This is a genomic window from Geobacillus uzenensis (genome assembly GCF_002217665.1).
GTDB lineage: Bacteria > Bacillota > Bacilli > Bacillales > Anoxybacillaceae > Geobacillus > Geobacillus subterraneus.
Genome location: NZ_NEWL01000001.1, coordinates 208167 through 232201, shown reverse-complemented (window position 1 = coordinate 232201; position 24035 = coordinate 208167). Strand labels below are relative to the sequence as shown.

26 protein-coding genes, 2 pseudogenes and 1 riboswitch are annotated in these 24035 nt (G+C 52.2%); of the genes and pseudogenes, 8 read left to right on the top strand and 20 right to left on the bottom strand.

The genetic code is table 11. From position 1 onward, the window contains the following. Positions 1–5 precede the first annotated feature (5 nt). Complete coding sequence (locus B9L21_RS01060; RefSeq protein WP_063164842.1) at positions 6–638, top strand: LysE family translocator; 633 nt, start codon at positions 6–8, stop codon at positions 636–638. A 512-nt stretch (positions 639–1150) separates the two neighbouring features. On the opposite strand, the gene sufB is transcribed toward B9L21_RS01060, so the two are convergent. Genes sufB through sufC form a run of 5 tightly spaced genes read right to left on the bottom strand, consistent with a single transcriptional unit; the run spans position 1151 to position 6321 of the window. After that, the gene (sufB, locus tag B9L21_RS01055) at positions 1151–2548 is read right to left on the bottom strand and encodes a Fe-S cluster assembly protein SufB (RefSeq protein ID WP_063164841.1); all 1398 of its coding nucleotides are present in this window, start codon (positions 2546–2548) and stop codon (positions 1151–1153) included. A gap of 21 nt (positions 2549–2569) precedes the next feature. Continuing rightward, entirely contained in the window at positions 2570–3004 is a 435-nt protein-coding gene (gene sufU, locus B9L21_RS01050) for a Fe-S cluster assembly sulfur transfer protein SufU (protein ID WP_063164840.1), read from the bottom strand. Beyond that, on the bottom strand, positions 2994–4214 hold the full coding sequence (locus B9L21_RS01045; RefSeq protein WP_063164839.1) for a cysteine desulfurase: 1221 nt from the start codon (positions 4212–4214) through the stop codon (positions 2994–2996). Before B9L21_RS01045 ends, sufU begins: the two co-directional genes overlap by 11 nt. Then, complete coding sequence (gene sufD / locus B9L21_RS01040; protein ID WP_063164838.1) at positions 4211–5524, bottom strand: Fe-S cluster assembly protein SufD; 1314 nt, start codon at positions 5522–5524, stop codon at positions 4211–4213. Before sufD ends, B9L21_RS01045 begins: the two co-directional genes overlap by 4 nt. A gap of 17 nt (positions 5525–5541) precedes the next feature. Continuing rightward, positions 5542–6321, bottom strand: coding sequence for a Fe-S cluster assembly ATPase SufC (sufC, locus tag B9L21_RS01035; protein ID WP_063164837.1), 780 nt, complete (start codon positions 6319–6321; stop codon positions 5542–5544). Between the two features lie 277 nt (positions 6322–6598). Between sufC and B9L21_RS01030 the strand changes: the two genes are divergently transcribed. Continuing rightward, positions 6599–6853: a hypothetical protein gene (locus tag B9L21_RS01030; RefSeq protein ID WP_063164836.1), complete on the top strand. Its 255-nt coding sequence runs from the start codon at positions 6599–6601 to the stop codon at positions 6851–6853. Between the two features lie 24 nt (positions 6854–6877). After that, entirely contained in the window at positions 6878–7969 is a 1092-nt protein-coding gene (locus tag B9L21_RS01025) for a class II aldolase/adducin family protein (protein ID WP_063164835.1), read from the top strand. 170 nt (positions 7970–8139) lie between these two features. Here B9L21_RS01025 and B9L21_RS18235 read toward each other — a convergent pair. Both B9L21_RS18235 and B9L21_RS01015 read right to left on the bottom strand, forming a co-directional pair. Next, a pseudogene (locus B9L21_RS18235) lies at positions 8140–8578 on the bottom strand (RNA-guided endonuclease TnpB family protein); the annotation flags it as partial. A gap of 14 nt (positions 8579–8592) precedes the next feature. Then, positions 8593–8914: pseudogene (locus B9L21_RS01015) on the bottom strand (transposase); the annotation flags it as partial. A gap of 238 nt (positions 8915–9152) precedes the next feature. On the opposite strand from B9L21_RS01015, the gene B9L21_RS01010 reads away from it, so the two are divergent. After that, entirely contained in the window at positions 9153–9338 is a 186-nt protein-coding gene (locus B9L21_RS01010; RefSeq protein ID WP_063164833.1) for a hypothetical protein, read from the top strand. A 174-nt stretch (positions 9339–9512) separates the two neighbouring features. Here B9L21_RS01010 and B9L21_RS01005 read toward each other — a convergent pair whose 3' ends face one another. From B9L21_RS01005 to B9L21_RS00950, 12 genes are all read right to left on the bottom strand, one after another. Continuing rightward, positions 9513–10364: a MetQ/NlpA family ABC transporter substrate-binding protein gene (locus B9L21_RS01005; protein WP_063164832.1), complete on the bottom strand. Its 852-nt coding sequence runs from the start codon at positions 10362–10364 to the stop codon at positions 9513–9515. A 15-nt stretch (positions 10365–10379) separates the two neighbouring features. Continuing rightward, entirely contained in the window at positions 10380–11048 is a 669-nt protein-coding gene (locus B9L21_RS01000; protein ID WP_063164831.1) for a methionine ABC transporter permease, read from the bottom strand. Further along, positions 11038–12066, bottom strand: coding sequence for a methionine ABC transporter ATP-binding protein (locus B9L21_RS00995; protein ID WP_063164830.1), 1029 nt, complete (start codon positions 12064–12066; stop codon positions 11038–11040). Before B9L21_RS00995 ends, B9L21_RS01000 begins: the two co-directional genes overlap by 11 nt. A 90-nt stretch (positions 12067–12156) precedes the next feature. After that, positions 12157–12266, bottom strand: a riboswitch (SAM riboswitch). Between the two features lie 73 nt (positions 12267–12339). After that, on the bottom strand, positions 12340–12687 hold the full coding sequence (locus B9L21_RS00990; RefSeq protein ID WP_063164829.1) for a sterol-binding protein: 348 nt from the start codon (positions 12685–12687) through the stop codon (positions 12340–12342). 152 nt (positions 12688–12839) lie between these two features. Further along, positions 12840–13154, bottom strand: coding sequence for a thioredoxin family protein (locus B9L21_RS00985; protein ID WP_063164828.1), 315 nt, complete (start codon positions 13152–13154; stop codon positions 12840–12842). After that, positions 13151–13510 carry a toprim domain-containing protein gene (locus B9L21_RS00980; protein ID WP_063164827.1) on the bottom strand — a complete coding sequence of 120 codons (360 nt, stop codon included), beginning with the start codon at positions 13508–13510 and terminating at the stop codon, positions 13151–13153. Before B9L21_RS00980 ends, B9L21_RS00985 begins: the two co-directional genes overlap by 4 nt. A gap of 94 nt (positions 13511–13604) precedes the next feature. Beyond that, positions 13605–13841, bottom strand: coding sequence for a YusG family protein (locus tag B9L21_RS00975; RefSeq protein WP_063164826.1), 237 nt, complete (start codon positions 13839–13841; stop codon positions 13605–13607). Positions 13842–13916: 75 nt separating this feature from the next. After that, complete coding sequence (gcvH, locus tag B9L21_RS00970) at positions 13917–14300, bottom strand: glycine cleavage system protein GcvH (RefSeq protein WP_063164825.1); 384 nt, start codon at positions 14298–14300, stop codon at positions 13917–13919. 93 nt (positions 14301–14393) lie between these two features. Beyond that, the gene (locus B9L21_RS00965) at positions 14394–14771 is read right to left on the bottom strand and encodes an arsenate reductase family protein (RefSeq protein WP_063164824.1); all 378 of its coding nucleotides are present in this window, start codon (positions 14769–14771) and stop codon (positions 14394–14396) included. 133 nt (positions 14772–14904) lie between these two features. Then, entirely contained in the window at positions 14905–16689 is a 1785-nt protein-coding gene (locus tag B9L21_RS00960; protein ID WP_063164823.1) for an acyl-CoA dehydrogenase family protein, read from the bottom strand. Positions 16690–16764: 75 nt separating this feature from the next. Then, entirely contained in the window at positions 16765–17937 is a 1173-nt protein-coding gene (locus B9L21_RS00955; RefSeq protein ID WP_063164822.1) for an acetyl-CoA C-acetyltransferase, read from the bottom strand. Between the two features lie 28 nt (positions 17938–17965). Next, positions 17966–20353, bottom strand: coding sequence for a 3-hydroxyacyl-CoA dehydrogenase/enoyl-CoA hydratase family protein (locus B9L21_RS00950; RefSeq protein ID WP_063164821.1), 2388 nt, complete (start codon positions 20351–20353; stop codon positions 17966–17968). A 184-nt stretch (positions 20354–20537) separates the two neighbouring features. On the opposite strand from B9L21_RS00950, the gene B9L21_RS00945 reads away from it, so the two are divergent. Further along, positions 20538–20687 carry a YuzL family protein gene (locus B9L21_RS00945; protein WP_082816511.1) on the top strand — a complete coding sequence of 50 codons (150 nt, stop codon included), beginning with the start codon at positions 20538–20540 and terminating at the stop codon, positions 20685–20687. Between the two features lie 87 nt (positions 20688–20774). On the opposite strand, the gene B9L21_RS00940 is transcribed toward B9L21_RS00945, so the two are convergent. Next, a complete protein-coding gene (locus B9L21_RS00940; RefSeq protein ID WP_063164820.1) occupies positions 20775–21692 on the bottom strand; it encodes a proline dehydrogenase family protein in 918 nt (305 codons plus the stop codon). 164 nt (positions 21693–21856) lie between these two features. On the opposite strand from B9L21_RS00940, the gene B9L21_RS00935 reads away from it, so the two are divergent. The 3 genes from B9L21_RS00935 to B9L21_RS00925 all read left to right on the top strand — a co-directional run bounded on the left by B9L21_RS00935 (position 21857) and on the right by B9L21_RS00925 (position 24024). After that, complete coding sequence (locus B9L21_RS00935) at positions 21857–22114, top strand: hypothetical protein (RefSeq protein WP_063164819.1); 258 nt, start codon at positions 21857–21859, stop codon at positions 22112–22114. Between the two features lie 15 nt (positions 22115–22129). Beyond that, entirely contained in the window at positions 22130–22465 is a 336-nt protein-coding gene (locus B9L21_RS00930) for a spore coat protein (protein WP_063164818.1), read from the top strand. Between the two features lie 89 nt (positions 22466–22554). Continuing rightward, positions 22555–24024, top strand: coding sequence for a spore germination protein (locus B9L21_RS00925; protein ID WP_063164817.1), 1470 nt, complete (start codon positions 22555–22557; stop codon positions 24022–24024). The last annotated feature ends 11 nt before the right edge of the window (positions 24025–24035 follow it).

Below are 24035 nucleotides of genomic sequence, written 5' to 3'. Positions count from 1 at the left end.
GTCCAATGATCCATCTGTACCCGTTTCTTCTCTTATCGATATTTTTGATTGTGCTGCCCGGCCCCGACACAGCGGTGGTGACCAAAAACACCATTTCCGCAGGGAAGATCGGCGGCTTGAAAACCGCACTAGGGGTTTGCTGCGCCTTGTTTCTCCACACCGCCGCGGCGTCGCTCGGGCTTTCCGCCGTCATTATGCAATCGGCCTTGCTGTTTTCGATCCTGAAGTATGTGGGTGCTGTGTACTTAACGTATTTAGGCGTTAAGGCATTATATGGGGTCATGAAAAAAGGCGAAGCCCCCAGTGTGGAAACGGACATCAGAGGAGGAGGAGAACATACCGCCTGCTTCAAGCAAGGGTTTCTGACCGATTTCTTAAATCCGAAAGTGGCGGCCTTTTTCTTAACCTTTTTGCCGCAATTCGTAGCACCGGGCTCGCACTCCTTTGTTCCGTTTCTCCTGATGGGGGCGGCTTATACGGCGATGACCGCGATATGGTTTTTGTTTTACATTTCCTTCATCCATTATATCAGCGATTTCATGAAGCGGCCGAAAACGAAGAAATGGATCGAAGGCATCACGGGCGCGGTGATGATCGGGTTCGGCATCAAATTGGCGCTTGAAAAAGTCCAGAGCTAAACAGGAAGACCGGGCGCGGCTGAACAGAGCCGCCTGGCATGGAAAAGGAATCGAGTAGGAGAGGGTGACTAACCCTCGTCCTCTCACACCACCGTACGTACCGTTCGGTATACGGCGGTTCCATTAAGTCTGACGCAGAGATTCATATCGTTGATAAAGACTCTTCAGCCCTTGGGGAAGTTTGCCGCCCGCTTCCTTCAGATTCTGCGTCGCCGCAGACACCCTTGCGTTAAGCTAACTGCTACTTCTGCCTTCGCAGTTCGGGACTTTCACCCTATAGACTGCACCCATGCCGGGCGCACACGACAGGGGAGCGCCCAAAAAGAGCGCTCCCCTAAAAACATGCTCCTATGAGGGAAGAAATGGCCTGCGGAGCGGCCTTGACGCTTCCGGAGATCACCGGAAAGAATAAGGGACGGCGGCCGCTCCCTTGTTTTGTCCTGCGTTGATCATGTGGGCGTTTTGTGGGTCAAGCGCCCACGCTGGAGCGCTCCACCCTTGATTCATCAAGCTTACCCAATGCTTCCTTCCATTTCAAACTTGATCAAGCGGTTCATCTCGACGGCGTATTCCATCGGCAGCTCTCGGGTAAACGGCTCGATGAAGCCCATGACGATCATTTCCGTCGCTTCCTGTTCGGAAATGCCGCGGCTCATCAAGTAGAACAGCTGCTCTTCGGACACTTTCGACACTTTCGCCTCGTGTTCAAGCGAGATGTTGTCATTTAAAATTTCGTTGTACGGAATCGTATCCGATGTCGATTGGTTGTCAAGAATGAGCGTATCGCATTCGATGTTTGAACGCGAACCGGACGCTTTGCGGCCGAAATGAACGATGCCGCGGTACGTGACTTTCCCGCCTTGTTTCGAGATCGATTTCGAGACGATCGTCGAAGACGTATTCGGCGCCAAGTGAATCATTTTCGCCCCGGCGTCTTGGTGCTGGCCTTTGCCGGCGATGGCGATCGACAGCGTCAAGCCGCGCGCCCCTTCGCCTTTTAAGATGACAGCCGGGTACTTCATCGTCAGCTTCGAGCCGATGTTGCCGTCGATCCATTCCATCGTCGCATTTTCTTCGCAAACGGCGCGCTTCGTCACCAAGTTGAAGACGTTGTTCGCCCAGTTTTGGATCGTCGTGTAGCGGCAGTACGCGCCTTTTTTGACGATGATTTCAACGACCGCGCTATGGAGCGAGTTCGTCGTGTAAATCGGCGCCGTACAGCCCTCGACGTAATGGACGTGCGCCCCTTCATCGACGATGATGAGCGTCCGTTCAAACTGCCCCATGTTTTCCGAGTTAATGCGGAAATACGCCTGCAGCGGCGTTTCGACTTTGACGCCCTTCGGAACGTAAATGAACGAACCGCCCGACCAAACAGCCGAGTTCAACGCCGCGAACTTGTTGTCCGTCGGCGGCACCACTTTGGCAAAATGTTCGCGGAACAAGTCTTCGTTTTCTTTCAACGCCGAATCGGTGTCTTTAAAGATGACGCCGAGTTTTTCCAAATCTTCTTTCATGTTATGGTAGACAACTTCCGACTCGTATTGCGCCGAAACGCCGGCCAAATATTTTTGCTCCGCCTCTGGAATGCCGAGTTTATCAAACGTCGCTTTAATTTCCGCCGGCACTTCGTCCCACGAACGGCCCGAGCGTTCAGCCGGTTTGACGTAATATGTGATTTCATCAAAATCCAAGCTCGACAAGTCGCCGCCCCATTGCGGCATCGGCTTGCTGTAGAAAATATCAAGCGCTTTTAAGCGGAACTCGAGCATCCATTGCGGCTCGTTTTTCATGCGCGAAATTTCTTCGACGACTTCCCGCGTCAGCCCGCGCTGGGCGCGGAAGACGGAGACGTCCTTATCGACGAAACCATACTTATATTCGCCGATTTCCGGTGCTTTTTTCGCCATCGTCGTTCACCTTCCTCCATCTTAATGGTCGTGCAGCCCTTTTTCGAGCGCTTTCCACGCCAATGTCGCACATTTAATGCGGGCCGGAAATTTCGAAACCCCTTGAAGCGCCTCAATGTCGCCAAGATCCACAGAATCGTCATACTCGTTGCCTTGGATCATCTCCGAAAAAATATGGGCGAGCCGAAGCGCTTCTTCGACGTTTTTCCCTTTGATCGCCTGCGTCATCATCGACGCAGATGACATCGAAATCGAACAGCCTTCCCCTTCAAACTTGACGTCAGCGATTTTTCCGTCCTCTACTTTCATCGTCAAGTGAATGCGGTCGCCGCACGTCGGGTTGTTCATGTTGATATCGACGTTCGTGCCCTCAAGCACGCCGCGGTTGCGCGGGTTTTTATAATGATCCATAATGACTTGGCGGTAAAGCTGGTCTAACGGATGATTAGAAGACATGGCTGAAGTACTCCTTCGCTTTCTGTAATGCGGCGATAAACGCATCGATTTCCTCTTTTGTGTTGTAAAGATAAAAGCTCGCGCGGGCGGTTGCGGTCACGTTCAGCCATTTCATCAACGGCTGGGCGCAATGGTGGCCGGCGCGGATGGCGATTCCTTCCGCGTCAAGAACCGTCGCCACATCGTGCGGATGCACCCCTTCGATGTTAAACGTCACCAGCCCGGCCCGCTCTTTCGGTCCGTAGACCGTGACGCCATCGATGTCAGCGAGCCGTTCGAGCGCGTATTGCGCCAGTTCGTGCTCATGAGCGGCAATGGCATCCAACCCGATTTGCTCGAGGAAATCGATCGCCGCCCCGAGGCCGATCGCCCCGGCGATGATCGGCGTGCCGCCTTCAAACTTCCACGGCAGCTCTTTCCATGTTGAATCATACAGCTCGACAAAATCGATCATTTCACCGCCAAACTCGATCGGTTCCATTTGCTCCAACAGTTCTCTTTTTCCATATAATACGCCAACTCCGGTCGGTCCGCACATTTTATGGCTCGAAAACGCGAGAAAATCACAGTCGAGCGTTTGAACATCCACTTTCATATGCGGAGCGCTTTGCGCCGCGTCAACAACGACAACAGCGCCCCGGTCATGGGCGATGCGGGCGATCTCGCGAACCGGGTTGATCGTGCCGAGCACGTTCGATACGTGGGCGATGGCCACGATTTTCGTCGCCGGCGTCACCGTTGCCTCGACATCGTTGAGATCGATCGTTCCGTCCTCTTGCAGCGGAATATATTTCAACGTCGCTCCGGTCTGTTTCGCCGCCTGTTGCCATGGAATTAAATTGCTATGATGCTCCATGTACGTAATGACGATTTCATCGCCTTCTTTCACATTGGCGCGCGCATAGCTTGAGGCAACCAAGTTGAGCGCTGTCGTCGTTCCGCGCGTAAAGACGATTTCTTGCACTGAACGGGCATTGATAAACCGCCGCACTTTTTCGCGCGCCCCCTCATACGCGTCGGTCGCCTTTGTGCCGAGCGTATGGACGCCGCGGTGGACGTTCGAGTTGTACTCGCGATAGTAGCGGTCGAGCGCCTCGATCACCGGCAGCGGTTTTTGCGATGTCGCCGCACTGTCGAAATATATGAGCGGATGGCCGTTCACTTGTTGATGCAAAATGGGAAACAACGAACGAATTTCTTTCACGTTCATGATTGAACTTTCCTTTCGATTACTTCGATCAATTGGTTTTTCACGCCTTCAAGCGGAATCGCTTCAACGACCGGCGCCAAAAAGCCGTGGATGATCAGCCGTTCGGCTTCGTTTCTTGGAATGCCGCGGCTCATTAAGTAATACAATTGAATCGGGTCGACGCGCCCGACCGACGCCGCGTGGCCAGCCATGACATCGTCTTCGTCAATAAGCAAAATCGGGTTCGCATCGCCGCGCGCTTTTTCGCTTAACATCAACACGCGCGATTCTTGTTCGGCGTTTGATTTTGACGCGCCGTGCTCAATCTTGCCGATGCCGTTAAAAATCGAGGTGGCGCTGTCACGGACGACGCCGTGTTTTAAAATGTAGCCTTCCGTATGCTTCCCGTAATGAACGACGCTTGTCGTAAAGTTTTGCACTTGCTCGCCGCGGCCGACGACAACCGTTTTCGTATCGCCGAACGATCCGTCACCGATGAGGCGAGTGATATTTTCCGACACGGTGTTCCCGTCATTCATCAGCCCGAGCGCCCATTCGATCCGCCCGTCGCGCCCGGCGATGCCGCGCCGGTTGACATACGTCGTCACGCCTTTGGCCAAATGGTCGACGGCCGCGAAAAAGACGCGCGCGTTCGCATTGGCAAACACCTCGGCGATAATATTGACGACCGCTTTCCCTTCATTGCCCGCCGATAAGTAATTTTCGACGAACACGACGCGGCTGTTGTCTTCCGCGACAACGATGACATGGTTAAACAAGGCGATGTCGTCTTCCTCTTGAATGTAAACAGCCTGAAGCGGCGTTTCAATTTCAACGTTTTTCGGAACGTACACAAACACGCCGCCGTTAAACAGCGCGGCATGAAGCGCGGCGAGGCGGTGCTCATCCGGTTTGACCGCATCGGTCATGAAATACTTCTTCAGCAAATCGCCGTGCTCTTTCGCAGCCGTGAAAATATCGGTGAAGATGACCCCTTTTTCTTTCAGCTCGCTAGAGAGCGAAACGTAAGCCGGCGTATGGTTGCGTTGCACGTATAAATTTTTCGTTCCTTCGCCCGCTTCAATGAGCGCCTTGACCGCCTCCGGCAAGTCATCAAGACCGGCATACGGTGCGCTGTCGACCGCATGGCGGGAGAAGTCGGTAAAGTTCCACTTGTCGATTTTCGTTTTGTCCGGCTTCGGCAGCGGCAACTGTTCCGCCTGCGCGAGCGCGTTAAGGCGCCGCTCGGTCAGCCAGTCCGGTTCGCCGCGTTCGCTTGAGAACGTGCGGATGTATGTTTCATCGAATGGAATTTTCGTTTCTGTCGCCATAGTCCTCCTCCTAACGCTTACGCTTCTTGTCCGACCGTTTCGTCTTCGATGCCGAGCTCTTTTTTAATCCAGTCGTACCCTTCCGCCTCAAGCCGCTGCGCCAGTTCCGGACCGCCCGATTTCACGATGCGCCCTTGCATCATGACGTGCACATAGTCCGGAGTGATGTAGTTTAACAGCCGTTGGTAGTGGGTGATGATCAAACAGCCGAATTCGCTGCTGCGCATTTCGTTAATGCCTTTGGCGACGATCTTTAACGCGTCAATATCCAACCCGGAGTCGATTTCGTCCAAAATGGCGATTTTCGGCTCAAGCATCATCAGCTGCAAAATTTCGTTCCGCTTTTTCTCCCCGCCCGAGAACCCTTCGTTCAAATAACGGTGCGCCATATCCGGGTTCATTTCGAGAAACGCCATTTTTTCATCGAGCTTGCGGATAAATTTCATGAGCGAAATTTCGTTGCCCTCGCCAAGCCGGGCGTTGATCGCAGCGCGCAAAAAGTCGGCGTTCGTCACCCCGCTGATTTCGCTCGGGTATTGCATCGCCAAAAACAAACCGGCGCGCGCCCGCTCATCGACCTCCATCTCGAGAACGTTCTGGCCGTCGAGCGTAATCGTCCCTTCCGTCACCTCATATTTCGGATGGCCCATAATGGCCGATGACAGCGTTGATTTCCCCGTTCCGTTCGGACCCATAATGGCGTGAATTTCCCCGCCTTTAACTTCCAAGTCAACCCCTTTTAAAATTTCCTTCCCTTCCACCGATACGTGGAGATTTTGAATCGTTAATACGGCCATAAAGCATACCTCCAGTTTTTGCATAAAAATAATGTCAGCTCGCTTTTGCCCTAGCGATCGTCCATTCTCATTTTATTCTCATTATAATCTTATAACAAATGAAAAGTATTCGCAACTTTTCTGCTGCCTTTTCCACTATGTACATGCAATAAACCTAAAAAGGCGGGAAATGGACAGCGCTTTTTATATTTTACACGAAAACGGCCTGTTTGTACGAGCTTTTACAAAGAAAAAAGACCCCATTGCCGGAGCCTAATGAGTCGTCCGCAGTTCGCGGATGCATTCTTGCACGAGCGTCACCGTCTGGCTGAACGAACTGAATGTCAAAGGGAGTTTTGCTTATGGAGTCGACGAATACGAAGGAAGAAAAAGGAGAACGTTGCAAATCGCCATCAACCTCATGCAAAAAGGGAAAGTCGATCTGTCTCCGTTAATCACCCATCGCTTTCCATTGGAAAACTATCAAGAGGCGCTGCGGACGGTGATTTACAAAGGGAAAGGGCCGGTCATCAAAGCAGTGTTCGAACCATAATATGCCATCGTCGGAGGAGGAAACATGAAGACATTTACGATCAGCGGAGAGAAGCCAACTCCTTTCCTTCATTGGCTTGCGGACGGAATGAAGGAAACATTTATCGCCAACGGCTATACGTACGCTTGCATCCCCGAAGACTTCGTTAAAGTCGTGTTTCATTTCATCGACCCCGAACGGCCTCGCCCTTACCGGAGAAAGGCGCAGGCAACGTTCGTCGTCTCCGTGATGGAGGCGAAGGAAACGCCGGACGACGTTCATCGGTCCGCTTACCCGTATTTGATTCGCTCGTTGGCCAACCATTTACTTTATATTTTACACACCAGCGACGGGACGACGGACATTTATTTTCTCACCCCTGAACAAGGGTTTTACAAACTGACTTATCAAAAAGGGGAAGAAGAGGCGCTTTTCCGGCGCATATACGAGCGGTTGGAGCCTCTCGCCGCCTCGCGGCTCGTCATCGACAACGATTTTTACGACGACCTTCCCGAGGAACTGTGGAACGGCGATGACGTGACAAACTCATTAAGCGAGGCCGGCAAAAAACTCGACCGCATGAATTTGCTTCCTGCCCCGTTCCCGCTCGAGGAGTACCTTACCCCTCGCGATTTGCGCCACCTGAAAAAGCTTTACGGGATCGGCGGCCTCAGCTACGGCAACTTGAGCGCCCGGCGGGACGGCGAGAGCTTTTGGATGAGCGCAAGCGGGATTAATAAGGCGGATATGAAGAAAGTGGGACAAGACTTTCTCTTAATCCGCGGATATGACGATAAGAAAAACGCCATGAGAGTGAGCGTCCCGCCCAATATCACGCCAAAACGGGCATCGGTCGATGCGATCGAACATTGGATGATTTACCGCGAACACCCGGAAGTCGGGGCCATCGTCCACATTCACGCCTGGATGGACGGGGTGAAAGCGACGGAAATCAACTACCCGTGCGGAACGATTGAGCTCGCCCAAACCGTCGCTAGACTTGTGCGGGAGTCAGAACAGCCTTCGCGGGCGGTCATCGGCTTGAAAAACCATGGGTTGACGATCACCGGGCCCAGCCTGGAAGACATTTTTGAACGCATTGAAGGGAAAATCATCCCGCAAGTGCCGATGTCGTAGCGTGCCCGTGGAATCGGGAAGGAAATCGTCGACAACTTCACTGGTGAACTACCCCCACTTAATTTTCTAGCGAAAATTTGAAGTGGGGGCTTCCAAAGAAGTTTGACTGCTTCAAGCAATCCTTATTCTTTGAGGCGTGTCCACTTCGCCGCTAGAGCATAAGACACTCATTCTTCCTGTTTCAAGAATTCAATGCCGTAAAATTCACAAAGATATTCTAGTTTTTCTTTTATGTTACCGAGAGGAATATTGACAAAGTTTTGATTTGTCTTTTTTCCTAGATTAATATTGCGTTGTAATGTTTCCGCATAGCCAATGACAAGTTTGCCAATTTGATTTTCAATACAGGATTCTTCCTGTTTCAAGAATTCAATGCCGTAAAATTCACAAAGATATTCTAGTTTTTCTTTTATGTTACCGAGAGGAATATTGACAAAGTTTTGATTTGTCTTTTTTCCTAGATTAATATTGCGTTGCAATGGCCAGTGCTTTTTGGTCATTTAATTCTCTTTGATCTTCAGGCATTTCATATTTGTACTGAATCTCAAAGAACCTGGCATGATGCTTAGGAATGATTTCAATCTGCTTAATCTTTTTGTCCAGCAACATTTTTCTTTTATGTTACCGAGAGGAATATTGACAAAGTTTTGATTTGTCTTTTTTCCTAGATTAATATTGCGTTGTAATGTTTCCGCATAGCCAATGACAAGTTTGCCAATTTGATTTTCAATACAGTAGTTAATGATGTAACGGCAAGTCTTGTTGATATAATCATTCACTTTATTATTGCGATTCATAGGCCAGTGCTTTTTGGTCATTTAATTCTCTTTGATCTTCAGGCATTTCATATTTGTACTGAATCTCAAAGAACCTGGCATGATGCTTAGGAATGATTTCAATCTGCTTAATCTTTTTGTCCAGCAACACAGGCGGAATCGTTATCGAGTTCTCGAAGAGTCAAGTATTCTTCTTTGGTCAAACCATTTAGCTGTTGTTTGATACAAAAATACATGTTTTCACCTCCCATCTAACTATATGATACTATATTTTACTGAATCTATCCTATTTTCAACAAAATATAGTTAAGGCGATTCATCTCCCACTTACTCCGCTTCGCTTCGTTGAAGTGGGAGTCTTCTCGCCTAATTAAGATAAAAAAGAAGGAAGAAAAGGGGAGAACTCGTTGGGGAAATGGGTGACATTGTTTCTTTTGACCGTCATCGGCTCCGTTCTGCTATGGATCGCCATCGCCAACGCCTTGAATGAATCAGGAGACGGGCTGCTAAGCGCCGCAGCGGTCATCGCGATCCAAAACGGCCTCATCATCGTGCTTCTTGCCGCCGTCTTGGAGCGGCTGCTGAAAAAATAAGGGGCGGACCCAAAAGGTCGTCTTCCTTCAAGATAGGCATAACATATAGTGCGGCAGAAGCAGTCAGTGCGTATATATAGTGAAGAAAGAGGGTGTCCCGGTTCTTTCGGGACACCCTCTTTGCTTATGGCTTGCGTATCAAAGCCGCTGTATTTTGCGTCTTTCCAGCCGGCCTTATTGTCCAGCGGCCGGAATGACGGCGCCTTTATATTTTTCCTTAATGAAGTCTTGAATTTCTTTCGACTGCAGCACTTCCACCAACGTTTTGATTTCTTTCCGGTTTTCATCGCCTTTGCGCACCGCCACAATGTTGACATACGGGTTGTCTTTCGGCGATTCGACGGCGATCGGGTCCTTCGCCGGATCCAAGCCGGCGTCAAGCGCGTAGTTGGCGTTGATCAACACGGCATCGCCTTCGCCGTTTTGATAAATTTGCGGCAGCAATCCAGCGTCGACATCCGCTTTAAACGTTAAGTGTTTCGGGTTTTCCACGATGTCGTTGACCGTCGCTTTCGTTTTGTCAACGCCTTCTTTCAGCTTAATGAGCCCTTTTTCTTGAAGCATCGACAAAATGCGGCCATGGTCGGCGACCGAGTTGCTCATAATGATCGTTGCGCCATCCGGCAGCTCTTCGATGCTTTTATATTTTTTCGAGTACAAGCCGATCGGCTCGATATGGATGCCGCCAGCGTTGACGAAATCATAGCCATGCTCTTTCATTTGCGATTCTAAATACGGAATGTGTTGGAAGTAGTTAGCGTCAATTTCTTTGTCCGCCAACACTTTGTTTGGCAAAATGTAGTCTTGGAACGTGATAATTTCCAAATCGATGCCTTTTTCTTTCAACATTGGCTTCGCTTGTTCCAAAATTTCCGCATGCGGCACGTTCGACGCGCCGACTTTCAGTTTGACCAATCCGCCGCCTTTGTCCTCGCCAGCGGCGTTTTCATCATTGTTGTTGCCGCCGCACGCTGCTAACGCAAACACCAAGAGGGCGGCCAACAGAGCGCCAAGCCATTTTTTCATTTGTTTCTTCCTCCTTTATCGTTTATCAATTTTCGAAGTGACAAAGTCACCGATCCACTGAATGACAAAGACGATGATGAGCACCAAAACGGTCGCGACAAACGTCACATCGTTATGGCTGCGCTGGAACCCTTCCAAATACGCCAAGTTCCCAAGCCCGCCGGCGCCGACAACGCCGGCCATCGCCGTATAGCCGACAAGCGACACAGCGGTGACGGTAATCCCGGAGACAAGCGCCGGGAGCGATTCAGGCAGCAGCACTTTCCAAATGATCGTCCACGTCGAGGCGCCCATCGCCTTCGCCGCTTCAATGACCCCTTTGTCAATTTCGCGGAGAGCGATCTCGACCATGCGGGCGTAAAACGGAGCCGCGCCAATGATGAGCGCCGGCAGCGCCGCGTTGGCTCCGAGCATCGTCCCGACGAGCCATTTGGTAAATGGAATAAGCAAAATAATTAAAATAATGAACGGAATAGAACGGAAAATATTCACAAACGCAGCAATGACCATATTGGCCAACCGGTTCTCCCATAGGTTTCCCTTTGCCGTTAAAAATAAAAGCAGTCCGAGAACGACCCCGAAGACGAACGTCGCCGCGACCGCCATTCCGGTCATGTACAACGTCTCAACCGTCGCCGCCCACATCGTCTCCCATTGCACGTTCGGCAGGAGGTTAGCGAGCATCGTGAATCACCTCCACCGCCACTTGCTGGCTGCGAATATAGTCAAGCGCCCGGGCGATTTCATCCGCCGCGCCGTCGATGTGCACAAACAGCACGCCGTAGGCGCCTTGATGGGTTTGTGAAATTTTCCCTTGCAAAATGTTCATGTCCACGGCAAACTGCCGCACGACTTGCGTGATGAGCGGCTGGCCGGCCGCCTCGCCGACAAACGTCAACTGCGCGATCGCCCCGTTCGGGTATTGGCCAAACAAATGGGAAACCGCTTCTTCCGTTTCCTCTGGTTCGACCAACTGCTTGACGAACCGTTTCGTAATCGGCTGCTGCGGGTTGCGGAAGACGTGCAGCACTTCGCCTTGCTCGACGATTTTGCCGCTCTCCATCACTGCCACGCGGTCGCAAATTTTACGGATGACGTGCATCTCGTGCGTAATCAGCACGATCGTCAGTCCGAGCCGCTTGTTAATATCGACAAGCAAATCCAAAATCGCGTCCGTCGTTTGCGGATCCAATGCCGATGTCGCCTCATCGCAAAGCAATACTTTCGGGTTGTTGGCGAGCGCACGGGCAATGCCGACCCGCTGTTTTTGCCCGCCGCTTAGCTGCGACGGATACGCATCTTCCCGCCCGGCAAGCCCGACAAGCTCGATGAGCTCATCGACCCGCTTTTGCCGCTCGTCTTTCGGAACGCCGGCAATCTCAAGCGGAAAGGCGATATTTTCCCGCACCGTCCGCGACCAAAGCAAGTTGAAGTGCTGAAAAATCATCCCGATTTCTTGGCGCGCCTTGCGCAGCTCCCGTCCTTTAATGCGCGCCATATCGCGGCCGGCGACGATCACCTGGCCGCTCGTCGGCTTTTCGAGCCCGTTTAACAGCCGGATGAGCGAACTTTTCCCCGCACCGCTGTAACCGATAATGCCGAAAATTTCCCCTTCACGAATGTCGAGCGACACGTTGTCGACAGCTGTCACCGATCCATTCGCCGCATGATAAATTTTCGTCACTTGTTCAAGTGTAATCATCGTTTCACCTTCCTTCCTCTCAAGGCGGCGGAGCGCAAAAGAAAACCTTTCTGCCCGCAGAGAACAGAAAGGTATTATCTACCATTCCGTCTCTTATCTCCCAAAGCAGGCCGCTTTGTGTGAATTGGCACCTTTTCAGCGGACGCGCTGACGGTTGCCGGGCTTCATTGGGCACATCCCTCCACCTCTCTTGATAAGAGCGCAACAATCGCCTATTCAATTGATTACGAGTGTGATTGTATCATTGGATGTCGAACAGTGTCAACAAATTTTTTACCCAACATGACGATACGGCTTGGCCAAATGGAGGAGCGATTCCAGCAACAACATATGGCGAAAGCTTCCCGATACGTACACTTCCTGCAGCCGGACGAGCTGCTGCAGCTTCAGCTCGCCGCTCAGCAACGACTCAAGCGCTTTCGTTGAGCCGCGCACCGTTAACGTGTTTCGTTCGTCCTTTTCGCTTGCTGCGGCAGCCGGCTCCTTGCCGATCGTCAGCAAAGCGACGCCTTCTTCACTCTCAAAGCGCACACACAATTGCTCATCCGGCAAAATCGGCAATAAATGGCGCAACATTTGCATCCGTTCCATGAACTGTCCCACTAACTGACGCACTTCCATTGACCATCCCCCCATCTCCCTTTGTTCCCTTTATTTCCATACAGAGGGGGAGGAATCCTTTACAAAAATCTCGACAGTCATTGTGGCGAACCAACGCTATTTTTGTCATTTCCAAAGAAATATGTCAAATGGCGTCAAAAAAAGGCAGGTAGTCAGCGCGGCAACCGAGCTTGAATTTCCTCATACAAGTAAGGGACGGAATGAAACGCATACCATTTGCCGGCCATCGTTCCGCCAACAAAAAGAAGCAAGCAAGGAACGCTTTCAATTTTCCAAACGGCTGCTTGCTCCGGAATATAATTCACGTCTGTTTCGTAAAACGGCAGCGCCGGAAACAGCTCTTCAACCACCGTCAACATCCGTTTCGCCAGCTGGCACGTGCCGCACAGCGGAGTATACAAATAAAGAGCCATAAGCGGCTGCTCACTCACCGTCCGTTGGACCTCTATTCGTTCAATCGGTTTCACTCGCCTCTTCCTCTCATTAACGAGTCGATGCGGACGTCAAAATGCGCGCGCAGCAGCACTTGGGCTAAATGCCAAGGCGGAGCGGCAGCCACTTCGCGGTACGCCCGGTCAATATAAATATGTTCCGCCTCCGGAAACATGCGGCGAAACTGCCGACGCAACTTCTCCCCTGCCTCATCGGCGTCCGCAAGCACGTATACATCCTGGCCCTCCAGCTCATCAGCCAGCTCCTCAAGGCGCGCATCACTGATCGTGCCGTTCGTGCAAATAATGACGACCGGTTCGTTCAGCACGGCCGCCACTTTTTGTTTATCTGATCGACCTTCTACGATAATCACTTTTTCTGCCCGTCGCATGTCCGACCCACCTAACTTCAAAAAGGATACCATATTGTATGTCCTGCGCCGGCAAAAGGTTGAAAAAAAAGCAACGGCCATCCACCGTTGCCTTTTAACACCATCCCGCCTCCCCGTCGCAATCGACATATTTTTGGTCCGGTTCAACGGTAGCGGTCACATCTTTGTAGATTTTTCCGTTCTGTTCGGTATACCCATTTTTCAACTGGACGGCCGCCGGAAGCGGAAAGCGCCCGATGAGCTCCCCTTCCTCGTACAAGTCCAACGAGCGGCCGTTCAGCTTGCCGGTCACCCGGTCCGTAATATCGATGCGCGTTCGTTGCAGCGCCATCGGGAGCACCCCTTTTCAATCAAGTTCCGGTATGTATAGAGTGCCCGAAATCGGAGGCGGAGATTGCAGGAACGTTTATCCTTCGTTGACCATCGCCTCGTATTGTTCAGCCGTCAACAAGTTGTCGACTTCGCTTAAATCGTTCGGTTCAACGACAATCATCCACGCTTTTTCATACGGCGATTCATTCACATATTCCGGGTTGTCGTTTAACGCTTCATTCACTTCGACGACCGTGCCGCTGATCGGCGCATACAGTTCCGAAACGGTTTTCACCGACTCGACGCTGCCGAACGGCTCATTCGCCGTAATTTCCGTTCCGACTTCCGGCAGCTCGACAAACACGATGTCGCCAAGCTCTGATTGGGCAAAATCGGTAATGCCGATGCGCACTTTGTCCCCTTCGACGCGCACCCACTCGTGCTCTTTAGAATAGCGAAGTTCTTTTGGCGTGTTCATCGAATCCCTCCATTGCGACAAATTGTATTCTTTTTCATCATAACCGATTTTCGACAAAAACTCACTGAGTTCATTTCATTTTGGTGAAAATTTTTATCTTTCTGCCGACAGACGCCCGGCGAAAAACGACTCATACGCTTGCTCGCGAAATCCGACAATGACCCGTTCGCCATCCGTTAACATCGGCCGTTTCACTAACATCCCGTCCGAGGCGAGCCACTCGAGCATCTCCTCCTCCGATGCGCCGTCAAGCTTGTCCTTTAATCCGAGCTCGCGATATTTCATCCCGCTTGTATTGAAAAATTTTTTAAGCGGCAGTCCGCTTTGGCGATGCAAGCGGGCCAGCTCCTCTTTCGTCAGCGGCTCGTCGACAAGGTGCACCGTTTGCACCTCGATCCCGTGCTCATCAAGCCACCGTTTCGCCTTCCGGCACGTCCCGCATTTCGGATACCAATACAACGTCAGCGCCATAGCTACCCTCCTTTACAACTGTTCGCGGATTCACCCTTGGCCGCCGCTATCGGCGCCTCCCCCTCTTTGTCGACACTTCGGCCTTCGCCTCTGACAGAAAAAAGTACCAGGACAGCCCTGGTACTTCTTATTATCACACAATATACCGTTCCGCTTCAATGAGGGCGGCCGCCGCTTCGCGTTTTTTCGCGATCACGTTGATCGGCGTATGGCGCGTCAGCCGGCGGAGAGCGGCGAGCATCATCCGGAGCGTGTCGCCTTGCTCGACAGCAACGAGCGTTTCTTTTGCATCGGCTTCGATTTTATTGAACGCCTCTTGGCAGAAAATTTGCGTATACAACACTTTTTGTTTGTTTTTCTCTTCCCCGCCCGCTTGAATCGCTTTTTCTGTGCGCAAAAGCGCCGATTCCATGCCATAAATGTTGGAAACGATGTCAGCGATATTGACAAGCACTTCTTGTTCTTCCTCGATCCGTTGGCCGTATTTTTGCGCTGCCAGGCCGGCGACCATCAAGGCGATCTTTTTCGCGTTGCGCACCAAATATTTCTCTTGTTCAAGCACGCCGGAGCCCGGTTCTTCGGCCGTCATCATCATGAGCTCTTCCTGCAGCTGCTGCGCTTTTTGGAAGAGCGGCAGTTCGCCTTTTAACGCTTTTTTCAAATACATGCCCGGCACGAGCAGGCGGTTGATTTCGTTCGTCCCTTCGAAAATGCGGTTAATGCGCGAATCGCGGTAGGCGCGCTCGATTTCATATTCTTGCATAAAGCCGTAGCCGCCATGAATTTGCACGCCTTCATCAACGATATAATCGAGCACTTCCGTCGCGAAAAACTTGTTCAACGAACATTCGATCGCGTATTCGGCGATGGACTTGGCAATTTCTCTGCCGTCTTTCGCCTTTTCCGCATCGAGCAAGCCCATCCGTTCGTCGAACAAGCCGACCGTGCGGTAGACGGAGCTTTCCGCTGCATACAAGCGCGCTGCCATCGTCGCAAATTTTTCTTGCGTCAGCGTAAACTGCGAAATCGGCCGTTTGAATTGCTGACGTTGGTTGGCGTATTTCAGCGTGATTTCAAGCGCCCGTTTCGCCCCGCCGACCGCCCCGAGTCCGAGTTTGTAGCGGCCGATGTTCAAAATGTTGAAGGCGATGACATGGCCTTTGCCGATTTCGCCGAGCACGTTTTCTTTCGGAACCGGCACATCTTGCAAAATGAGCGTCCGTGTCGACGAGCTTTTAATCCCCATTTTCTTTTCTTCCGGACCGGTTGAGACGCCCGGGAAGTCGCGTTCAACGATGAACGCAGTGAAATGCTGGCCGTCTACTTTCGCGTAGACGACAAACACATCGGCGAAGCCGGAGTTGGTGATCCATTGTTTTTCGCCGTTTAAAATGTAGTGCGTCCCTTCAGCGTTCAATTTCGCCGTCGTTTTCGCGCCAAGGGCGTCAGAACCCGATCCCGGTTCTGTCAAAGCATAGGCGGCGATTTTCTCGCCCGTGGCCAAATACGGCAAATATTTTTGTTTTTGTTCTTCCGTGCCGAACAAGACGATCGGCAGCGATCCGATGCCGACGTGCGCGCCGTGCGAGATGGCAAAGCCGCCGGCCGGCGCCATATTTTCCGCAATGATGGCGGAGCTTACTTTGTCAAGCCCCAAGCCGCCGTACTCTTCCGGGATGTCGGCGCTCAACAGCCCGAGTTCGCCCGCCTTGCGAAGCAGTTTCACCGAACGGTCAAACTCATGGTTTTCAAGATGCTCAAGCTGCGGAAGCACTTCGTTGTTGACGTACTCTTCCGTTGTTTTGGCGATCATTTGATGCTCGTCGGTGAAATCTTCCGGCGTAAATACGCGTGCTGCCGGAATGTCCTCAATTAAAAAGCTGCCGCCTTGAATCGCATTGTCCACCGTTTTTGCCATCGTTCGTTTCCTCCCCCAAATATCGTGATTGCCCGGGCGGCGCGGCCGCCCGGTTACATTTCCGTTGGCTTCGCATTACAGCAGTTCAAAGACGCCCGCGGCCCCCATGCCGCCGCCGATGCACATCGTGACAATGCCAAATTGCACGTTGCGGCGCCGCATTTCATGAAGCAGCGACAACGTCAGCTTCGCCCCCGTGCAGCCGAGCGGATGGCCAAGGGCGATCGCCCCGCCGTTGACGTTGACGATGTCCTCATCAAGCCCAAGTTCGCGAATGACTTGGATCGATTGGGACGCAAACGCTTCGTTCAACTCGATCAAGCCGATGTCGGACAGCTCAAGGCCGGCCAGTTTCAACGCTTTCGGCACAGCCGCGACCGGACCGATCCCCATCACTTCCGGCGGCACGCCGGCGACGGCGAACGAACGGAACTTGCCGAGCGGCTTCAGGCCGAGCGACTCCGCTTTTTCGCGGTCCATGACCATCACCGCCGCAGCCCCATCGCTCATTTGCGAGGCGTTGCCCGCTGTGACCGTACCGTTGACGGCAAACGCCGGGCGCAGTTTCGCGAGCGTCTCCATGTTCGTGTCCGGCCGCACCCCTTCATCTTGCGTAAAGACCACTTTCTCTTCGACGAGTTTGTTGTTTTCGACTTTGCGCACCGTCACTTCCACCGGCACGATTTCCTCATCAAATTTCCCCTCAGCCAGCGCGTTCGCCGCCCGCTGATGGCTGCGCACGGCAAACGCATCTTGGTCCTCGCGGCTGACGCCGTATTTTTTCGCCACTTGTTCCGCCGTGTGTCCCATCGACATGTAATATTCCGGCGCTTCTTCAGCGAGACGCGCGTTCGGGCGGACGACATGGCCCATCATCGGCACCATGCTCATCGATTCGACCCCGCCGGCAATGACCGTATCGGAGTGGCCGAGCATCACCCGTTCGGCCGCATAGGCGATCGCCTGCAATCCGGACGAGCAATACCGGTTGATCGTGATCGCCGGCACCGTATACGGCAGCCCGGCGAGCGCCCCGATGTTGCGGGCGACGTTCAGCCCTTGCTCCGCCTCCGGCATGGCGCAGCCGATAATTAGATCGTCGATATTCCCGTCATAGTTTCCTGCCCGTTTTAGCGTTTCTTTGACGACAAGCGCCCCTAAATCGTCCGGCCGCACATGGGCGAGCGTCCCTTTTTTCGCTTTCCCGACCGGTGTGCGCGCTCCTGCGACAATCACCGCTTCTCTCACGCCAATCCCCCCTTAACATTCGTCCGCCCTAGTTGCGGAGCGGTTTTCCTTTCACAAGCATGTGCTGCATTCTCGCTTGCGTCTTCGGCTCGCCGATCAAGCTTAAGAACGCTTCACGCTCAAGGTCGAGCAAGTATTGTTCATCCACTTCCGTCCCGTATGGCACGCGGCCGCCGGCCAAGACGTACGCGAGTTTTTTGGCGATTTTCAAATCGTGCTCGCTAATGTAGCCGGAATGGAACATCGATTGCGCGCCAAGCAGCATGGCTGCATAGCCGCTTTCACCGGCTACCGGAACTTTTCTCCTTACAGGCGGGCGATAACCGTCTTCATATAAGGCGAGCACCGCCTGTTTCGCTTCGTAAAGAAGATGATCACCGTTCATCGTCATGCCGTCGCGGTCATTTAAAAAGCCAAGCTCGCGCGCTTCGGCCGCTGATGTTGACACTTTCGCCATGGCGATCGTTTCAAACGTTTTGGCCGCCACTTTGACATAGTCGACATCCGTCCCGCTCGGCAGGCTGTTCAACCGTTTGATGTACAGCTCCTTGTTGCCGCCGCCGCCCGGAATCAAGCCGACGCCGACTTCGACGAGCCCGATGTATGTTTCCGCCGCCGCTTGGATGCGCGAAGCCGCCAAGCTCACTTCCGCCCCGCCGCCGAGCGTCATAGCAAACGGCGCCACAACAACCGGTTTCGGATTGTATTTCATTTTCAAAAGCGCCTGCTGGAACTGCCGGACTGCTAGCTCGAGTTCAAAGAAATTTTCGTCCTGCGCTTCCATGAGCATCATCGCCAGGTTCGCGCCGACGCAGAAGTTTTTCCCTTGGTTGCCGATGACCAGCCCTTTGTAGTTGCGGTTCACTTCCTCAAGCGCCTCGTTGATCATGAAAACGATGTCCGCACCGATCGCGTTGTTCGGCGAATGGAACTCCAAAAGCGCCACGTCATCGCCGAGGTCGATGAGGCTCGCACCGGCGTTTTTCTTGATGACGCCGCGCGTTTCTTTCAGCCGGCGGATGTGGATGACTTTTTCGCTCTCTTCTACTGTTTTATATCCGCCGGGCGCATAATAGAACCGCTGGCCGTTTTTCGTTTGATAGAACGAGGTCGCTCCGTCGGCGAGCATGTCCGTAATCCACGCCGGAATGTCGCGCCCTTCGGCCTGCATTTTGCGCACCGATTTTTCAAGGCCGATCGCATCCCACAGTTCAAACGGTCCTTGCTCCCAGCCGAACCCCCACTTCATCGCCCGGTCGATCGCCACGATGTCATCGGCGATCTCCCCGACAAGCCCGGACGTATATAGAAGCGTCGGCGCGATGATGTTCCATAGAAGCGTGCCGGCGCGGTCGCCATCGGCGTAGACGAGCGTTTGCAACTTGGCGGCCGTTCCTTTCGCCTGCTTCGCCATTTCCACCGCCGGGGTGACGAGCTTTTTGCGCGGCTCGTATTGCATCGTGACGTAGTTCAGCTCGAGAATGTCTTTTCCTTGCTTGAGGAAAAACCCTTGTCCAGATTTGCTGCCGAGCCAGCCGTTGTCAAGCATCGTGTTCATAAACTCCGGCACGCGGAACGCTTCTTTTTCCTCTCCCTCGACGTTTTCGTACACGTTGTTGGCAACATGGACAAACGTATCGAGCCCGACAACATCGAGCGTGCGGAACGTCGCGCTTTTCGGCCGGCCGATGAGCGGCCCCGTCACCGAATCAACCTCGCCGACGCTATAGCCGCCTTCCATCATCTCCCGGACGGTGACAAGCAGTCCGTACGTGCCGATCCGGTTGGCGATGAAGTTCGGCGTATCTTTCGCCAGCACGACGCCTTTGCCGAGCACGTCTTCGGCGAACGTTTTCATATAGGCGACCACATCCGGATCGGTATGCTCCGTCGGAATGATTTCAAGCAGCTTTAAATAGCGCGGCGGGTTGAAGAAATGCGTGCCTAAAAAGTGTTTTTTGAAATCATCCGAACGCCCCTCCGCCATCGCGGCGATCGAAATGCCGGATGTGTTCGAGCTGACGATCGTCCCCGGCGTCCGCACTTCATCCACGCGGGCGAAGACGCTTTTTTTCACGTCGAGGTTTTCGACGACGACTTCAATAATCCAATCGACTTCGGCGAGCCGATGGAAGTCATCTTCAAAGTTGCCCGTTTCAATAAGCGTAATGTTGTCTTTCGTCATAAGCGGCGCTGGTTTTTGTTTCAGCAATTTTTGCAACGCTTGATCAGCAAGGCGATTGCGCACTTGTCGATGCTCGAGCGTCCAACCTTTTGCTTCTTCCTCTTTCGTCAATTCCCGCGGCACAATGTCCAACAGCAGCGTCGGAATGCCGACGTTCGCCAAATGGGCGGCAATGCCTGACCCCATGACGCCGGATCCAAGCACCGCAGCGCGCCGAATGCGTTTTGCCATTTCGGTTCCCCCCTCACACCATTGAATGAATCATCATTCATTTTTTGGTGAAAAAAATAAAAGTGAAAACGTTCTCTATACTTAAATATATAGTATGTTGGTAATTTTCGCAATATATTTGCCGCACATTTTTCCCACATCGCAACCCGGTTTTTGTCCATACTAGGAAAAGGAGGTGAAGGCGATGGCTCGGGTGAAAAAAAATCCGTCCAAAGGCGGCGTCAGTGCAGCCAGCGTGAAAGGAAACGCCGGCCCGACGGTTGAGGCGGACGGCGGCGGCAAGCGGACAAGCCAAAACCAGCAGTACAAAAAGCATAATATGCAAGGAGACTAAACGCCGCTGGCGTTTCGTCTCCGCTGATTCGCAACGGTCGCCCAAGCCGACCTTGAAAGCGGAGGCGGCGCTGCCGCCGCTCTCCCCCTACTTCCGGATCATCCCTTTTAAGACGAACGCCACATTGGCCGGGCGCTCAGCCAGCCGGCGCATAAAATAGCCGTACCAGTCCGTGCCATACGGGACGTACACGCGCATCGTATACCCTTCGCGCGCCAGCTCGATTTGGCGCTCCGGGCGGATGCCGTACAGCATTTGAAACTCGAATTGGCTGTTTGGAATGTTGTATTCCTTGACGAGCTGCTTCGTATATTCAATGATGGCGTCGTCATGCGTCGCCACCGCCGTATAGTTGCCGTTCAGCAAATGCTGTTTAATGATCTTTTTAAAGTTTTCATCTACATCCTTTTTGTCCGGGAACGCCACTTCCGGCGATTCTTTGTACGCCCCTTTGACGAGACGCAAATTCGGGCGGTATGACTTTAAATCGTCAATATCTTTTTCCGTCCGGTATAAATACGCCTGCAGCACCGTGCCGACGTTATCGTACTCTGTTTTCAACCGCTTAAAAATATCGAGCGTCTTTTGACAGCGCGAGTAATCTTCCATGTCAATCGTCACAAACACGCCGCGCTGTTTCGCCGCCTCTAAAATGCGGCGCATATTGCGCATCACAAGGTCATCGGAAATATCAAGCCCCATCGATGTCATTTTCAACGACAGCTGCGAGTTTAATTTTTCCCGGCTGATCGCCTCAATCGCCTCAAGACAGTGCCTTGCCATCTCGTTTGCTTCCCGCTCATTGTCCACAAATTCCCCTAAGTAGTCGACCGTGACGGCCAACCCTTTTTCGTTCAGCTGGCGGATGACGCGCACCGCTTCATCAATCGTTTCGCCGGCGACAAATCTCGAAGCGCCGAAGCGGAGGCCGTATTGCTTCGCCAACTTTGTCAACGTTTTATTTTTCGACAGGAACAAGAAAAAGTCTCGCATCAGTTGCTCCACAGTTGTAAGCCCCCTTGTATGGAAACGCATTCACCACCCTTATTGTACCATGTTTCCGCTCCATTGAATATGTTTTTTCCCTGCTGTTTATTTTTTATTTGTGTATAATTTTCCACCCGATGGACAATCTACAAGCGAACAATGAGTGAAAGGAGCGACAAACGATGCAGCAACAACCGCAAATGAACCCGCAAGCGGCGATGCCGCAGCCGCCGCAAATGGTGTCCTCAAAAGACGCCATGTATTTTTCCGATATGATGTCATGGAACTTGCTCGCAGCGAAAAAAGCGCACTTTTTCGCCTCGCAATGCCGCGATCCCGAGGTGGTGCAAGCGATCGAGCGCGCCGGGCAAATGCACCAGCGCCATTACAACATGATTTTGCGCCATTTGCAAAACCCGCCGCAACCGCCGGTCATGTAAAAGGAGGAAAGCCGCATGAACACAAGACAAGTGCAAAACCCGGAAACGCAAGTGCCGAAAACACCGCAAATGAATGAGCGCGACTTTTTGAACGATATGTTGACGACGGAAAAATATATGACGCTCTCTTACAGCGTGTTTTTGCATGAGGCGAGCAACCAACCGTTATACCAAGATATGATGAACATTTTTACGGAAACGCAAAACTGCCAGCGCGACCTGTACAATTTAATGTTTAAAAAAGGCTGGTACAAGCTCGAAGCGGCTGATCCGCAAAAGCTCCAGCAAACGTACCAGCAGTTCCAAGGGTATACCAGCCAGTTCCCTTATCAAGGAAACCAACTGCAGTGAAGAAAGCAAACGAGGATGTCCTCTAGTGCGCGCGGACATCCTCTTTCTCGTCTGACAATGAGAAAGTCTCAACACAAAGGGGGAGAGGGATGACAGCTCCACCGCCATCCGTATGGGCGACGCTGCAAACATTAGGAAGCTCGATGGATTTCCAAACGAAAGTGTACCGGAACGACACATCCGGTCTCTATCTATGGGTGTCGTATATCAAGCCGATGGTTGATATAGAAACTGTCGCTCGCTCTATTTTCCCATACTTGTTTCATCGTCCGTTTTCATCTTTAGAAGATATACGCCAAGCTCTTCCGATCGACGACGCCTATATCTCTAGCGACCCAAATGATGTAAAGGCCAAACTGCTCGAGGGATATTTATTCATCCGCCTTCATGAAACGGACGAAACCGGGCTGCTCATAAAGGCGCAAAAAACATTGGAACGGACACTCACTATCCCCGAAGTGGAATTTAGCGTCGTCGGCCCGAAGGAGTCGTTTATTGAATCGTTGGAAACAAATTTGTACTTATTGCGCAAACGAATCCCGATCGACCGTTTGACGGTCAAAATGACAAGGGTCGGAACGCTGTCGAAAACGAAAGTCGCCGTTGTGTATATTGATGGCATTGCTAATCCCGACAACGTCCAAACGGTTCTTCAGCGCATCGAACAAGTGGAATTTGACGAGATGATCGACAGCTCTTATATCGTACAAATTATTTCGGACAACCGGCACTCCCCCTTTCCGCAGCTGCTCGATACGGAGCGCCCGGACCGAGTCGCTGCCGTGCTGGCCGAAGGAAAAGTAGCAATTATGGTGGATGGATCTCCGCACGTGTTGATTGGTCCGACGACGTTAGTGGAATTTTTTTCATCCTTTGAAGACTATTTTCTCAATTGGACGATCGCATCGTTTTTCCGTCTCATCCGCCTGTTTTCGGTCACCTTTTCCATTTTGATCACGCCGATCTATGTAGCGACGTTGAACTATCATTACGAACTGATTCCAAAAGATTTACTCGGCACCTTGATTACATCAAGAAGGGAAATTCCGTTCCCACCCATTTTGGAAGTGTTGTTTCTCGAACTAACGATTGAGCTATTGAGGGAGGCCGGGGCGCGGCTCCCAACGAAAGTCGGCCAAACGATCGGGATCGTGGGCGGGATTGTTATTGGAACCGCCTCCGTTGAAGCCGGTTTGACAAGCAATGTTTTGCTCATCTTAGTGGCGCTCGCCGCACTGGCTTCCTTTACTACTCCCGTTTATAAAATCGGGAACACCATTCGCTTGATGCGTTTTCCCTTTATCCTGTTCGCTGAAATGTGGGGGTTGCTTGGCGTTGCTTTTTGTTTTTGTATTGTCATGACCCATCTGCTTTACTTAACTTCGCTCGGTCGTCCGTTCCTTGCTCCTTTATATCCGCCCCGTTGGCGGGATTTAAAAGACGCGCTCATCCGCCTGCCGTTTACAAGCCAATCGAAACGGCCGGAAACATTGCGGCCCGAGCAGCCCATTCGCTTTAATAGGAAAAAGGCAAAAGAAAAACGGGACATCGACGAATGACAAACCGACAG